16 protein-coding genes are annotated in these 13,357 nt (G+C 63.7%); 9 read left to right on the plus strand and 7 right to left on the minus strand.

The window, feature by feature from the left end:
- The first annotated feature begins 235 nt into the window (after window positions 1-235).
- A complete protein-coding gene (locus AC56QP_RS06940) occupies window positions 236-697 on the plus strand; it encodes a GNAT family N-acetyltransferase (RefSeq protein ID WP_489863664.1) in 462 nt (153 codons plus the stop codon).
- A gap of 106 nt (window positions 698-803) precedes the next feature.
- Here the strand turns inward: AC56QP_RS06940 and AC56QP_RS06945 are convergent, their stop codons facing one another.
- The 5 genes from AC56QP_RS06945 to AC56QP_RS06965 form a co-directional block, all read right to left on the minus strand.
- Window positions 804-2,579, minus strand: a complete 1,776-nt coding sequence (locus AC56QP_RS06945) for a tetratricopeptide repeat protein (protein ID WP_489860373.1) — start codon at window positions 2,577-2,579, stop codon at window positions 804-806.
- Window positions 2,580-2,816: 237 nt separating this feature from the next.
- Window positions 2,817-3,260, minus strand: a complete 444-nt coding sequence (locus tag AC56QP_RS06950) for a DUF1284 domain-containing protein (RefSeq protein ID WP_489860372.1) — start codon at window positions 3,258-3,260, stop codon at window positions 2,817-2,819.
- A gap of 6 nt (window positions 3,261-3,266) precedes the next feature.
- A complete protein-coding gene (locus AC56QP_RS06955) occupies window positions 3,267-3,866 on the minus strand; it encodes a biotin transporter BioY (protein WP_489860371.1) in 600 nt (199 codons plus the stop codon).
- Window positions 3,867-3,972: 106 nt separating this feature from the next.
- A complete protein-coding gene (locus AC56QP_RS06960) occupies window positions 3,973-4,641 on the minus strand; it encodes a GntR family transcriptional regulator (RefSeq protein ID WP_497100627.1) in 669 nt (222 codons plus the stop codon).
- Between the two features lie 113 nt (window positions 4,642-4,754).
- Window positions 4,755-5,771: a polyprenyl synthetase family protein gene (locus tag AC56QP_RS06965; protein ID WP_269903636.1), complete on the minus strand. Its 1,017-nt coding sequence runs from the start codon at window positions 5,769-5,771 to the stop codon at window positions 4,755-4,757.
- Window positions 5,772-5,977: 206 nt separating this feature from the next.
- On the opposite strand from AC56QP_RS06965, the gene AC56QP_RS06970 reads away from it, so the two are divergent.
- From AC56QP_RS06970 to AC56QP_RS07000, 7 genes are all read left to right on the plus strand, one after another.
- On the plus strand, window positions 5,978-6,202 hold the full coding sequence (locus AC56QP_RS06970; protein ID WP_091576439.1) for a putative signal transducing protein: 225 nt from the start codon (window positions 5,978-5,980) through the stop codon (window positions 6,200-6,202).
- Window positions 6,202-7,002: a tRNA1(Val) (adenine(37)-N6)-methyltransferase gene (locus AC56QP_RS06975; protein ID WP_489860369.1), complete on the plus strand. Its 801-nt coding sequence runs from the start codon at window positions 6,202-6,204 to the stop codon at window positions 7,000-7,002. Before AC56QP_RS06970 ends, AC56QP_RS06975 begins: the two co-directional genes overlap by 1 nt.
- A gap of 79 nt (window positions 7,003-7,081) precedes the next feature.
- Window positions 7,082-7,942 (plus strand): S49 family peptidase, encoded by an 861-nt coding sequence (locus AC56QP_RS06980; RefSeq protein ID WP_489860368.1) that lies wholly within the window; start codon window positions 7,082-7,084, stop codon window positions 7,940-7,942.
- Window positions 7,943-8,082: 140 nt separating this feature from the next.
- Window positions 8,083-8,268, plus strand: a complete 186-nt coding sequence (locus AC56QP_RS06985) for a hypothetical protein (protein WP_489860367.1) — start codon at window positions 8,083-8,085, stop codon at window positions 8,266-8,268.
- Window positions 8,269-8,273: 5 nt separating this feature from the next.
- Window positions 8,274-9,194, plus strand: coding sequence for a 4-(cytidine 5'-diphospho)-2-C-methyl-D-erythritol kinase (locus tag AC56QP_RS06990; protein ID WP_489863663.1), 921 nt, complete (start codon window positions 8,274-8,276; stop codon window positions 9,192-9,194).
- Window positions 9,181-9,735: a molybdenum cofactor biosynthesis protein B gene (gene moaB / locus AC56QP_RS06995; protein WP_489860366.1), complete on the plus strand. Its 555-nt coding sequence runs from the start codon at window positions 9,181-9,183 to the stop codon at window positions 9,733-9,735. Before AC56QP_RS06990 ends, moaB begins: the two co-directional genes overlap by 14 nt.
- 141 nt (window positions 9,736-9,876) lie before the next feature.
- Window positions 9,877-10,299, plus strand: a complete 423-nt coding sequence (locus AC56QP_RS07000) for a GFA family protein (protein ID WP_489860365.1) — start codon at window positions 9,877-9,879, stop codon at window positions 10,297-10,299.
- Between the two features lie 7 nt (window positions 10,300-10,306).
- Here AC56QP_RS07000 and AC56QP_RS07005 read toward each other — a convergent pair whose 3' ends face one another.
- Together AC56QP_RS07005 and AC56QP_RS07010 are read right to left on the minus strand one after the other, a co-directional pair.
- The gene (locus AC56QP_RS07005) at window positions 10,307-11,281 is read right to left on the minus strand and encodes a hypothetical protein (RefSeq protein WP_489863662.1); all 975 of its coding nucleotides are present in this window, start codon (window positions 11,279-11,281) and stop codon (window positions 10,307-10,309) included.
- 144 nt (window positions 11,282-11,425) lie between these two features.
- Window positions 11,426-11,953 carry a glycosyltransferase gene (locus AC56QP_RS07010; RefSeq protein ID WP_489863661.1) on the minus strand — a complete coding sequence of 176 codons (528 nt, stop codon included), beginning with the start codon at window positions 11,951-11,953 and terminating at the stop codon, window positions 11,426-11,428.
- Window positions 11,954-12,103: 150 nt separating this feature from the next.
- Between AC56QP_RS07010 and AC56QP_RS07015 the strand changes: the two genes are divergently transcribed.
- A complete protein-coding gene (locus tag AC56QP_RS07015) occupies window positions 12,104-13,258 on the plus strand; it encodes a PA0069 family radical SAM protein (protein ID WP_489863660.1) in 1,155 nt (384 codons plus the stop codon).
- The last annotated feature ends 99 nt before the right edge of the window (window positions 13,259-13,357 follow it).

Raw genomic sequence — 13,357 nt, forward strand, 5'->3', positions numbered from 1 at the left:
CCCTTGAGCATGATCCTTTCCGAAAACCGGTACCCACTTTTCGGGATCATGCTCTTGCCGGCACGTCCTAGAGACACGGCGGCGAAGCGTCAAGCAAGGCGCGTCGGCACGGATCGCCGCCAGCGTGCGGGACGATGTTGAAAGCATTGCGAGCGGCTGGCCCATTGCCGGCCATGAGAGCCTGCGGTCTGTTCGGTAGCTGGACCATCCCGTGTCAACGACAACAGGTTCCGCCATGCCCAGCCCGGTCGCCATCCGCCCCGTCACCCGCCAGGACTTCGACCAATGGCTGCCACTATGGGATGGGTACAACGCATTTTACGGCCGCTCGGGTGAGACGGCCCTGGCAAGTGAGATCACCGCGATGACGTGGTCCCGCTTCTTCGATGCCTATGAGCCGGTCCACGCGCTGGTCGCCGACAGCGGGGGACAACTCCTCGGCCTCGTCCACTATCTCTTCCACCGCAGCACCACGGCGATCGCGCCGAACTGCTATCTGCAGGACCTTTTCACCACCCAGGCCTCGCGTGGAAAAGGTATCGGCCGGGCGCTGATAGAGGGCGTCTACGAACGCGCCCAGGCCGCCGGCTCGGGCCGGGTGTACTGGCTGACGCACGAAACAAACCACACGGCGATGAAGCTCTATGACAAGGTCGGCGAACGGTCCGGCTTCGTCGTCTACCGCAAGATGTTCTGAGGCAATTCCGAGCGCATCGGCGCCTGTCTGTGCGCGTCGCCGATTACCATCGATCCAAACGAAAACGGGGCTCCGAAGAGCCCCGTTCGCATTCACAATGCCGGCTTCACCCCTTCGGGGCGGGCACTGGCTCGGGCTTGACCTTCGGGGTTTCCTGCGCCGTGTTGGATTCGATCGCCGGCAAGCCCTTCATCAGCTTCTGCTGCAAGGTGGCCAGCACATCGGGATCCGGCTTCAGGTCGCGCGCCTGGTTCCACTGGAAGGTGGCTTCCAGCTTGCGACCGACGCGCCAGTAGGCATCGCCCAGATGGTCGTTCAGAACCGGATCTTCCGGCTTCAGCGACACGGCGCGTTCCATTTCGCGCACCGCATCATCGAACCTGCCCAGGCGGAAATAGGCCCAACCCAGCGAATCGACGATGTAACCGTCGCTTGGCCTGAGGTCGACGGCCTTCTGGATCATCGCCAGGCCTTCCTTGAGGTTCGTGTTCATGTCGACCCAGGAATAGCCGAGATAGTTCAGCACCTGCGGCTGGTCGGGCTGCAGCTCCAGCGCCTTGCGGAAGTTGGGCTCGGCCTTCGGCCATTCCTTCAGCCGCTCATAGGCGATGCCGCGCTGGTAGAATATATTCCAGTTGGCGGCGGTCGGCGTCTTCAGCACCTCGACGGCCTTGTCATAGAGGTTGGCGGCCGAGCGGAAGTCATCCTTCGAGGAATAGACGCCGCCAAGCGCCAGATAGGCGCGCATGTCGTCGGGGTGGGCGCCAACGAAGGCCTTCAGGTGGGTGATCGCCTCATCGTGACGGTCGAGATCGGCAAGGTTGAGGCCAAGCTGCAGGTCGGAAAGCTCCTTCAGCGGCGAAGAGTCGGGAATGCGCCGGTAGAGCGCGATGGCGCCCTCGCCGTCCTTCAACTGCTCGGAGACGGCAGCGAGCTGCACCAGGGCGGCGTCGCTGTCGGGCTTCAAGGCCAGGGCGTATTGCAGATAAAGACGGACGAACGGCTCGCCGCCGCCGCGGTTGAGCGCGGTGGCGAGATCGAGCAGGATTTCGGAGGCGCCGTCGGAAGGGCCGGTAACCATGGGCGCAATCTTGTCGCCCTTGCTGATCCTGTCGCGCAAGGCGACGATTTCCAGCTTGCCGGGCGAAAACGCCTCGGCCTGGTCGAGCACCGAAACCGCCTTGGCCTTGTCGCCCTTGCGGGCCAGGAACGAGGCATAGGCCTGGGCGTTGCGCATCCAGGTTTCGGGAGCGGCGCCGCCGGCGGTCGTGTCCTGCATTGTCGCGGCATAGATCGCCTCGGCCTTTTCAGGCATGTTCGACGCATCGGCGATGAGCGCGCGGTGGAACGACTTGAACAGGCCGAACCAATCCGGTCCCTGGAGCTTGTCGATCGAAGCCATCGCATCGCTGGCCTGACCGGCGCCTTGTTCGGCCCAGCCGGACATCACCCCGGAGATCAGCCGGTCGAGATCGGATTCCAGCGAAAGCTTGAGCCAGTACTGCGCCTTGGTGAAATCCTTCTTGTGGAAGGAATCGACGGCCAGCGCCAGGCGCGAGAAGCGCTCGACATCGGGAACTTCCTTGAGCTTGTCCGCATAGACCAGGGATTCGTCGAAGCGACCTTGAGCGATCAGCGACAGCATCAGGCTCTGCTGCAGGCTGGTGTCACTCGGGTCGAAGGCCAGGGCCTGCTTGTAGTAGGCTATGGCGCTGTCGAGGTCGTTGTCGCCTTCGGCGATCCGCGCGGCCAGATAGGCCCCCGAGAATGACGTGATCTTGACCGGTTCGGTGGTTTGCTTGGCATGGGCCGGCAGAGTCGAGATCGCCATGCCTGCCACAATTGCCAGCCTTGTCAGCCAGCGCGCACGTCCTTGCTGCATCGTATCCCTTTCAGCCAGGCGTCATCTCCGCGTCAGCGGGATCGACGTAGACTCGATCTTTCCGGGCAAAGCATGGCCTTTTTGGGGTCACGCTTCAATCCGCCTCAAATTCACAATCGGGTCACCCGATTAACAAACCATGGCGGCAAGGGACAGTTTTCCGCTTGGAATTTCCGCCCTGACGCCGGCGGAACCGAATATATCACAGATTCAACCATTGGGATTCCGCTACCACTATCAGCGTTTGCCCGGCACGGCGGACCGCTGCACCTGCGTATCGCGATACCCACCGGCCGCGACCGTGCCGCACAGCTCGTTCCATTCGCAGCCCCCGCAGGCCTTGCGCACCAGGCCCGCCGAAAACGCCTGCCGCATCCGCGCCAGAATCGCCGCATCGAGGTCGAGGCGCCTGCCAACCCGGATTGGCCGCGCCAGCAATTCCTCCACATCCACCGCCGCGAGCCGGTCCCGCTCCACCGCGCTCTCGCCCAGGCAGTGCGGTTCCGGCTCGTCGAGCAACGGCGCGCAGACGTCGTCCGGGCCGGAAACGATCAGGATGTCCTCGCCGCGGCTCAGGCGCTCCGCGATCCCGTCGTAGTTGGCGGTGAAGGCGGGGCTGTATCCCTTGCCCACATAGGTGAGCAGGCAAAGGAGGTGATGGGCGCGCAGCCTTATGGTCATCTGTTCTTACAGCCTGAGATCGCCCGGCTCCGGCTTGTAGCCTGAAAACAGCTTGAGTGTCGCGGCACCGAGCGCCGACTTGAGCAAGCCGCCGACGATGAACGGCAGGAAGCCGAAGGTAATGGCCTTTTCGGCGCCGATCATCACCGCGAGCCATGCCGTGCCCAGAACCAGGCAGGCAAGGTTGCCGAGCAGCATGGCGGCGAAGGCAAGCACCACCCTGTTGCCGTTCCAGCCGCGTTCGGCCAGCCATCCGACAAGCGCGCCGGTGATCGGGAAGGCGAAGAGATAGCCGCCCGTCGGCCCGACGAAATGCGCTACACCGGCCGCGCCTCCGGCCAGGACCGGAAAGCCCACCGCGCCCTCGACCAGCCATGCCGCGATGGTGACCGCGCCAAGCCGCCAGCCATACAGCGCGCCAATGAGCGTCACGGCGAAAGTCTGCATGGTCACCGGGACCGGCACCATCGGCACTTCGATATAGGACGACAACGCCAGGAACAGCGTGCCGAGCACGACGGCTCCGACCTGCCAGCCGAGAGCGCGATCCTGGAGTCTGAGCGGGCTGAAAGAAGGTTTGCGGGAGGTGAATGCGATGTTTGCCATTGGGATTCCTTCGATCGATTGCAAATTATAGATAATTTCTGTTTTCGATCTATTATCGAATCCACAATTCCCTGGAGATAGCAAGCCTTCCCTTTGCAAAGGCCGTCTAGCCCACGATTGCAAAGGCCTCGCGCGTCGCCCCGGAGGCCGTCTTGACCGGCTTGCGGCCAATCCACTGGACATGCCGCCCCAGTGTCACTGCCGCCGATTCGGTGTTTCCCTGCCGCAAGGCGGTCAATATCGCCCGGTGGTCCTGGTCGGTGCGCTTCTCCCACTCCGAGCGCCATGCGGCGAACAGGAAGCGCGCACTCGCGGCGTGCAGATCGTCGATGGTGGCGAGCAGGCGCGGCATGCCGCACGGCGCCAGGATCAACCGGTGAAAGGCGCGGTTGGCTTCTTCCCATGACCGGACATCGCGGGACTTGTCACCGGCCTTGGTCGCTTCCTCGGCCAGATCGAGAATGGCTGGCGTCAGGTGCGGCGCGGCATGGCGTAGCGCCAGCACTTCGAGCGCGGCCCGCATTTCGGCGACCTCCTTGACCTCGCCCAGATTGAAAGCCGCCACGCGCACGCCACGGCGCGGCTCGCTGACGGCCAGCCCTTGCGCTTCGAGACGGCGGAAGGCCTCGCGTACGGGAACATGGCTGGTGTGGAATTCCTCGGCGACATGGTCCTGCCGAAGCCGAGCCCCGGGCTCTATCGCGCCCGAGATGATGCGATCCGCCAGTATCTTGCTGATGCGCACCGCGATGGTGTCGTCTGTGCCCTTTGCCATTTTTTATAGATAATTTGCGGCAAGGCGGCTTGTCGAGACTGTGGGACCGGGATTCGGCGGATTGCGTTCTTGCGCGTCTCGTCTGCCGCGCCGGAGAGGCGCGGCAGCGCTTCTCAGTTCACCCGGCTGATGCAGAAATCGATGACGTCGATCAGCGCCGATTTCTGCGGCGTCGCTTCCAGCGGCGCCAGCGCGTCGCGGGCGATCTCGCCGAAATGGCTGGCGCGCCCGATCGTGTCTGCAATCGCGCCGTGGCGGGTCATCAGCCCGATCGCCTTTTCCAGGCCGGCGTCATCGACGACATTGTCCTCGATGGCGCGCTTCCAGAAGGTGCGCTCGGCCTTGGTGCCGCGCCGATAGGCGAGAATGACCGGCAAGGTCACCTTGCCCTCGCGGAAATCGTCGCCGACATTCTTGCCCAGATCCTTGCTGGTGCCGCCATAGTCCAACGCATCGTCGATCAACTGGAAGGCAAGACCGAGATTCATGCCGTAGGAGCGCAGTGCCGCGCGGTCGTTGCGGGTCGCCTGGGCAATGACGGGGCCGACTTCGGCGGCAGCGGAAAACAGCGCCGCGGTCTTGGCCTTGATGACCGCGAAATGTTCATCCTCGGTGGTCTCGAGGTTCTTGGCGGCGGCAAGCTGCATCACCTCGCCCTCGGCGATGATCGAGGCGGCGCTCGACAGGATGTCGAGCGCTTCGAGCGAGCCGACATCGACCATCATGCGGAAGGCCTGGCCAAGCAGGAAATCCCCGACCAGGACACTCGCCTGGTTGCCCCAGATCATGCGGGCGGTTTTCTTGCCGCGACGCATGCCGCTCTCGTCGACGACATCGTCGTGCAGCAAAGTCGCGGTGTGCATGAATTCGACCGACGTTGCGAGCTTGACGTGGCCCTCGCCCACATAGCCGAACATCTGGGCCGCGGCGAGCGTCAGCATCGGCCGTAGCCGCTTGCCGCCAGACGAGATCAGATGGTTGGCAACCTCCGGGATCATCTCGACATCGGAGCCGGCCTTGGACAGGATCAACTCGTTGACACGCCCCATATCGGCCGCCGTCAGATCGATCAAATCCTTGATGGAGGCGGGCTCCCGCTTCCCGTTTTCGATGTTGAGAACGACACCCACGACAATCACTCCCGTCTTGGTATAACGCGTGCGACGGCACCCTTAATCCCGACAAGACTCTAGGGCGGCAGACACCGACACGGCAAGTGGCGAATTGGCGCGGCGGCAACGATAGCGTGTCAACCGACACCGAAGCGGGAGCTCCGCTTTGCCACGGAAATCCCCTGCCCGTTTACATCAATAGCGCAAGCTGCGAGTTTCATCCGATGATAGAGCTCATCCGCACCAACGACGCCGTCATCATTTCCTTTGTCGAATCGCTGATGCGCGATGCCGGCATCGGTTGCTTCGTCGCCGACCAGAACATGAGCGTGCTCGACGGCTCGCTCGGTATCCTGCCGCGACGCATCATGGTCGACGCGGATCAGGCCGACGCCGCACGGCGCATTCTGACCGACGCCGGCATCGCCAACGAGATTCGCGGAAAATAATGTCCGCCGTACCAGCCGCCCTTGCCCCGGACACGCCGGCCCACACGGTCGACGCGTTCCATCGCGGCCGGTTCTGGCTCGTGCAGCCCAAGCATGGCGGCCATCGCGCCGGCATGGATGCGATGATGCTTGCGGCGTCCGTGCCATCCTCGTTTGGCGGACGTCTCGCCGATTTCGGCGCCGGAGCCGGGGCCGCCGGCCTGGCGGTGCTGTCGCGCTGCCCGACCGCCGAGGCGGTGCTTGTCGAACGCGCGCCGGAAATGGCGGCCTTCGCGGCTGCCACCCTTGCCCACCCCGGCAATGCGCATCTCAGCGATCGCGCGTCCGTGCTCGTCGCCGATGTCACGGTGTCGGGGAAGGCGCGGGCGGCGGCCGGCCTCGCCGACAATGACTTCGACTTCGTCATCATGAACCCGCCCTTCAACGCCGCACGCGACCGCGCCACGCCCGATCGCCTGAGAAAGGAAGCGCATGTCATGGAGGACGGGCTGTTCGAGAGCTGGATCCGAAGTGCCGCGGCGGTGGTCAGGCCGCGCGGCGGGCTTGCCGTCATTGCGCGGCCCGAACAGCTCGGCGCCATTCTCGACGCCCTCGCTGGCCGTTTCGGCGATGCCGAACTGCTCGCCGTGCATCCTCGCCCCGACGCCGCAGCGATCCGCATCGTCGTGCGGGCAATACTCGGAGCGCGTGGAAGACTCGCCATCCGCCCTCCCCTGATGCTTCATGCGCAATCGGGCCACGGCCCTGACGAGCGCAGCGAAATGATTGCCAACGGTCTCGCCTCGCTGTTCGGAGACTGAGCTATTCTTGGCCGCCACATTGCCGTTGGCCGGGGAATCCCTACATGCCTGCAACCCATCGACCGGAGACCGCGCCATCGTGAAACGTCTTTTCAACCGCCTGCTGCCGAAATCCTGGCGCTCCACCGTCGTCACCATTCCGGTCATCCGGCTGCACGGCACGATCATGTCGGGCGGCCAGTTCCGGCAGAACCTGTCGCTGGCCTCCACCGCCGGCCTCATCGAGAAGGCATTTTCCTTCGACGCGCCGGCGGTTGCCGTCTCGATCAACTCGCCGGGAGGTTCGCCGGTGCAGTCGCGGCTGATCTTCAAGCGTATCCGCGACCTGGCGACGGAAAAGAACAAAAAGGTACTGGTCTTCGTCGAGGACGTCGCGGCATCGGGCGGTTACATGATCGCGGCCGCCGGCGACGAGATTTTCGCCGATCCATCGTCGATCGTCGGATCGATCGGCGTGGTCTCGGCCTCGTTCGGTTTCCCGGAACTGATGAAGAAGATCGGTGTCGAGCGCCGTGTCCACACCGCCGGCCAGAACAAGGCCGTGCTCGATCCATTCAAGCCTGAGAAGAAGGAAGACGTCGAGCGCCTGAAGGCGCTGCAGCTCGAGGTGCACGACACGTTCATCGATCTCGTCAAGGAGCGGCGCGGCTCGAAGCTGAAAGACGATCCGGACCTGTTCACCGGCCTGTTCTGGACCGGCAAGAAGGGGCTCGAACTCGGCCTGGTCGATGCGCTCGGCGACATGCGCACGGTGCTGAAAACCCGTTTCGGATCGAAAACCCAGCTCAGGCTGATCACAGCGCCGCGCGGTTTCCTCAGCCGCTTCGGTCTGTTTGGCTCGAGCAAAGGCTTTTCGGCGCCCGATATTGCCGCGGCTGCCGCCAGCGGCGTCATCGATGCGGCGGAAGAGCGCGCGCTGTGGGCTCGCTTCGGGCTTTGAAAACCGGATAAAACCGTCTAGCATGAGTGCTCGAAGTCTTATGCATGTCGTTTTCCCAAAATCGGATCCACTTTTGGGCGACATGCATCAACCGACCCGACCGGCCGCCTTTGCCGGCCCAGCGTGGGAGGAGTTTTGACATGCCGCAGATCATTTTCTTCACCGTCGTTGGCGTCGCCGCCTATTTCGGCTACCGCACCTTCGTGCGGGAAGCCGAACGCGTGACGGCCAAGGTGCGACGAACCGAAAAGCAGGCGGCGAACGGCACGATGGGAACGCTGGTGAAGGATCCGAAGACCGGCGAATACCGGCTGGCCAAGGACTGAGCATCATCCCGCATACATCAGACGCTGCGGACACCGTCATCGGTGCACGCGCCTGGCCTGCGCATGCCAAGATCAATCTTGCCCTGCATGTCACAGGCAGGCGCCCGGACGGTTATCATCTGATCGAGAGCCTGGCGGTGTTCACGCGTTTTGGCGACCGGGTGGAGATCGCGCTCGCCGACAGAGATGATTTCACCGTGTCCGGCCGCTACGCGCCGACGGTTCCTCTCGACGCCAGCAATCTGGTGCTCAAGGCGCGTGATGCCCTGCGCAGGGCGGCCGGGCCGCAGGGAACCCCACCGGTCGCCATCAGGCTCGAAAAGAACCTGCCGGTCGCCTCCGGCGTCGGCGGCGGCTCGAGCGACGCGGCGGCGGTGCTGCGCGGGCTGGCGGAGACCTGGGCCCTCGACATAGAAGGCGCCGAACTGGCGCGGATCGGCCTCTCGCTTGGCGCCGACGTGCCGATGTGCCTGGCGGCAAAGCCGCTGGTCGCGCGCGGCATTGGCGACGAGCTGTCGATGGTGCCGGATTTTTCGACACTGGGGCTGGTGCTGGTCAATCCAGGCACGCCGGTCTCGACGGCCGAAATATTCAACGCGCTGTCTCGGCGCGACAATGAAGGCCTGCCGCCGCTGCCGCGCATCATCGATTTTCACAGCCTGCGCAACTGGCTGGAGGTCACCCGCAACGATCTCGAGCCGGCAGCCCTTGCCATACAGCCCGCCATAGGCAGGGCACTTTCCTGGCTGAACAAGGCTGGATCGGGTTTTTCGCGCATGTCCGGATCGGGCGCGACATGCTTCGGCCTGTTCGAGACCGGCAATGTCGCCAAGCGCGCGGCCGCCGAGATCCGCACCCGCCAGCCCGACTGGTTCGTCGCGGCGACGCGCAGCATTGCATCGGAGGGAGCTGATGGCCAGAATTGACGAGAGCCGTTCCTTCATTCCCGTGCGCATCGCGGTGCTGACCGTTTCGGACACACGCGGCCTTGCCGACGATAAATCCGGCCAGGTGCTGGTCGATCGCATCACTGAAGCCGGCCATAGGCTTGCCGCCCGCGATATCGTCACCGATGACCGCGAAAAAATCCGCGACAAGGTGCTGGGCTGGTCGAAAGACGAGACCATCGATGTCGTGATCACCACCGGCGGCACCGGGTTCACCGGGCGCGACGTGACGCCGGAAGCGCTGGAGCCGATCTTCGAAAAGCGCATGGATGGCTTTTCGGAAGTGTTCCACCGCATCTCCTACGACAAGATCGGCACCTCGACGATCCAGAGCCGGGCCACCGGCGGCGTCGTCAACGCCACCTTCGTCTTTGTGCTGCCGGGCTCGCCCGGCGCCTGCAAGGACGCCTGGGACGGCATCCTGAAAGCGCAACTCGATTACCGGCACATGCCGTGCAACTTCGTCGAGATCATGCCGCGCCTCGACGAGCATCTGCGGCGCGGAAAATCGGCTCCGTAAAAGCCGAGGCAAAGCACCGGTTTCGCGTCGCGTTTGCCAGGCAGAACGCTACCGGCGCCTTCGAAACGCCATTCCGCACCGGACCCTGGAAAAGTATCTTGCCTGAAGGCGATCATCGCCGTTCACGACAAGGCAGATACGATGACCATGCATACTGGCGGATGCCACTGCGGCAACATACGCCTTGGATTTTCAACCGGGCTCGACCCATCACAGATCGAAGTTCGCGCCTGCCAATGCTCGTTCTGCGTCAAACATGGTTCGCGCGCCGTTGCCGACCCGGACGGCAGGCTGATCATCTCGGTCAAGGACGAAATGCGATTGCACCGATACCGGTTTGGGCTGAGGACGGCCGACTATTTGATCTGCCGGGAGTGCGGCGTCTATGTCGCCGCGATCACCGCAGACGCCGACGCCAGAGCGATTGTCATCATCAACGCGCTGGACGACCAAGAACGGTTCAGCCAGCAGCCGATCCCGGTGGATTTCGACACGGAAAGCAAAGCGCAGCGACAAGCCAGGCGCCGCTCGCGCTGGATGCCTGTCGAGATGAGCTTCGAATAGTTCTCGTTCAGCGGATGACAGGTTCCCCATGAAACCGCCGGCGTGACGGCGGCGATACGCCGAAGCCGACTTCCATCATCAGCCGCGGCGTGCGCGCCGGCACTGTGCCCATGTGGAAACCGAACGGATCCTCGACGAAGCCGAGGCCCGCTTCGCCGGTCAGCGTCACCGGGCTCTGCTCGCCATAGACATCCAGAACCTCCTGCGCGGGATGCCCCACCAGCAAGGTGAGCTGATGCTTGAGGGCGCGGCGGTTGTGGCTGCCCCTGACATAGACATGCGGACCGGTGTCGGCGTCGACGGGCTTGAGATAGAAGAAGAATTTCAGCATGCGCCAATCGTCGAGGTCGAAATGGTACTTGCCCAGCGAGGCAAGGTTCTTGTCGGCGTCCGAGGCCTCGCCGGTCGGAAAGCTCCACCAGACGCGCGTCGTGATCAGTTTTGCCTGGCCGCCGAGATAATGCGCGGCGATATCGAGAAGCAGCGGATCGCGCTGGATGGCGAGCGCTGCACCGCAGTCGAGTGTGCGTTCGAAATAATGGCCGCTGAGCAGCGAGCGGCCAAAGCGCTTCTCGGCCTCGGCATGTTCACCCGGCATGAATTCGAGACGGCGATCGAAATTACCGAAACAAGGCGTGCGCTGGGCGAAATCCGCGATCTCCTCGTGAATCGCCGGCGGCAGGACCAGGCCTGAAAACAGCCCGTCGGAGCGCAGCGCTTCGACCACCGCGGCGCGCTCGATGCCGGCGAACATTGTATCCCCGGCATTTTCGGCCGGATGGGCGCGCCTTGCGCCCAGCCAGTGCATCCGGCGCCCAGGCATGGTGCGGGCCAAAACGAACATCGGCAACCAGGCGGGGTTTTCGCGCAGATCCGTCAAATAGGTCGGAATGCGCACGGCGATGCGGCGCAGCAGGCTGCCATTGCGCGCGATTGCCTCGAGACTGGCAGCACCAGATTTGTCTGATGTCGAAAGGTTCATCGGATCCTCGGCTATGAGAGCGGCACTGATACGCATCGGCGCTCGGCCCTCGGCATGACCCAAACCAAATTCACCCGCCTCTACAGGAAGCTAATCCCGCGTCAGATTTTGTGCAATGCACAATGGAGAGAGCAACTGCAAAAATCAGATCGGGGAGCGGTGCTCTTGCTTCGGCGACGCCACCCAGATCTCGGCGTCGAGCCGCTTTGTCGCGCGGCCACGCGCGATGGCCTCGGCGCTGCCGGCATTCTTCGCCGCGGCGGCGGCCTGCTGTTTGCTGATCACCAGTCCCTCGGCCAAAGCGCGATTTCCCGAAAAGACCCTCGCCAGGAACGGCATGCGGCTGGCCCGCACCCGCGAGAACCGCGCCGCCATGGTTTGCCTGGCCGTGTGGGCAACGACCTCGTCGATCCAGCCCTCCACCAGCCGCGCACCGGGCTCCAGCAGCAACAGCCATTCACCCTTGGCTTGCCGGATGCCCGCAACAACACCGCCGCTCGCGACATAGTGGCAGCCGGCATGCTCGGCGACACGATGCGTCTGGTCGGTCGAACCCGTGTCGCAGACGATGACTTCGCGCACCACGCCCTCGACCGCGCCGCCAATCAGCGAGGCGAGCGTGCGGGCGAGAGCCTCCTCGTCATTTCGGGTTTCTATGAGAACGCTGAGCATCATTAGCCGAATAGCGGAAAGCGGCGCAGAGCGCCAGTTCTTGCGCTGCACCATAAAAAGTTCTTGCTTTGTTCTCATCGGCAAAATAGGAATAATTTCATGAACCGAGCGATTCGACACAACATGGACAGTCCCTGGGAGCGGGCGAAAATGGAACAGATCGTGCGCGCCGACATTGCAGCTTTCGGGGCAGGAAGAGCCGAGATGGCCAATGCAATGATCGAGCAGAGCGGCGTGCGTGTCCGTCCGGACCGCAATCGCGGCAGGTCGGCGGGCATCAATCCTTCCGGGCGATTCGAGCCGGTCAGCCGGCATGTCTTCGATGACGGCTGGAATTCGCTGGAGGAACTGCCGCCCTTCAAGACCGAAGTGCAGGTCGAGAAGCCTCGCACCATCATCACCCGCAACGAATCGCCCGACATTTCCTTCGACCGTTCCATCAACCCCTATCGCGGCTGCGAGCACGGCTGCGTCTATTGCTTTGCCCGGCCGACACACAGTTTCATGGGCCTGTCGCCGGGTCTCGATTTCGAATCCAAGTTGTTCGCCAAGCCGGATGCGGCGCGCTTGCTCGACAAGGAGCTGTCGAAGGACGGCTATCAGCCACGCACCATCGCCATCGGCACCAACACCGACCCCTACCAGCCGATCGAGAAGCAATACCGGATCATGCGCGAGATCCTCGAGGTGCTGGAAGCACGCGGCCATCCGGTCGGCATCGTCACCAAGTCCGCCTTGGTGACGCGCGACATCGATATTCTTTCGCGCATGGCCGAGCGCGGGCTGGCCAAGGTGGCGCTGTCGGTGACGACGCTCGACCGCATGCTGGCCAGAACGATGGAGCCACGCGCATCGACGCCGACCAAGCGGCTGGAGGCTATCCGGCAGCTTTCGGATGCCGGCATTCCGGCTTCGGTGATGGTGGCGCCGATCATCCCCGGCCTGACCGACCCCGAGATGGAACGCATCCTCGATTCGGCACGCGCGGCCGGCGCGCGCGAGGCGGGTTATGTCATCCTGCGCCTGCCGCTGGAGGTGAGTCCGATCTTCAAGGACTGGCTGCTGCGCCACTATCCCGACCGCTACCGCCACGTGATGTCGCTGATCCGTTCGATGCGTGATGGCAAGGATTACGATTCGGAATGGGGCAAGCGCATGAAGGGTGCCGGTCCCTACGCCTGGCAGATAGGCCGGCGTTTCGAGATCACCGCCAAGCGGCTCGGCCTCAATGTCGAACGGCGTGCGCTTCGGACCGACCAGTTCGTTTCCGCCGGAAAGGACCAGCTGCAGCTGACGCTGCTTTGAGAGGTCAATTCACTGCGGTGGTTTGATCTGTCGCAGCACAAGAATCCCGTCCGGCCTGCCCCGGCCTGCAGACGGTGCCCTCCCGGTCCGGCGCCCCAC

It is taken from the genome of Mesorhizobium sp. RCAM 05104 (genome assembly GCF_059683645.1).

Excerpts from the sequence above, each read along its gene's own strand:
- AC56QP_RS07015 (WP_489863660.1), top strand. The coding sequence starts at position 12,104 with ATGGAACAGATCGTGCGCGCCGACATTGCAGCTTTCGGGGCAGGAAGA.
- AC56QP_RS06945 (WP_489860373.1), bottom strand. The coding sequence starts at position 2,579 with ATGCAGCAAGGACGTGCGCGCTGGCTGACAAGGCTGGCAATTGTGGCA.
- AC56QP_RS06975 (WP_489860369.1), top strand. The coding sequence starts at position 6,202 with ATGTCCGCCGTACCAGCCGCCCTTGCCCCGGACACGCCGGCCCACACG.
- AC56QP_RS07010 (WP_489863661.1), bottom strand. The coding sequence starts at position 11,953 with ATGCTCAGCGTTCTCATAGAAACCCGAAATGACGAGGAGGCTCTCGCC.
- AC56QP_RS06960 (WP_497100627.1), bottom strand. The coding sequence starts at position 4,641 with ATGGCAAAGGGCACAGACGACACCATCGCGGTGCGCATCAGCAAGATA.
- AC56QP_RS06950 (WP_489860372.1), bottom strand. The coding sequence starts at position 3,260 with ATGACCATAAGGCTGCGCGCCCATCACCTCCTTTGCCTGCTCACCTAT.
- AC56QP_RS06955 (WP_489860371.1), bottom strand. The coding sequence starts at position 3,866 with ATGGCAAACATCGCATTCACCTCCCGCAAACCTTCTTTCAGCCCGCTC.
- AC56QP_RS07000 (WP_489860365.1), top strand. The coding sequence starts at position 9,877 with ATGACCATGCATACTGGCGGATGCCACTGCGGCAACATACGCCTTGGA.
- AC56QP_RS07005 (WP_489863662.1), bottom strand. The coding sequence starts at position 11,281 with ATGAACCTTTCGACATCAGACAAATCTGGTGCTGCCAGTCTCGAGGCA.
- AC56QP_RS06940 (WP_489863664.1), top strand. The coding sequence starts at position 236 with ATGCCCAGCCCGGTCGCCATCCGCCCCGTCACCCGCCAGGACTTCGAC.
- moaB (WP_489860366.1), top strand. The coding sequence starts at position 9,181 with ATGGCCAGAATTGACGAGAGCCGTTCCTTCATTCCCGTGCGCATCGCG.
- AC56QP_RS06970 (WP_091576439.1), top strand. The coding sequence starts at position 5,978 with ATGATAGAGCTCATCCGCACCAACGACGCCGTCATCATTTCCTTTGTC.
- AC56QP_RS06985 (WP_489860367.1), top strand. The coding sequence starts at position 8,083 with ATGCCGCAGATCATTTTCTTCACCGTCGTTGGCGTCGCCGCCTATTTC.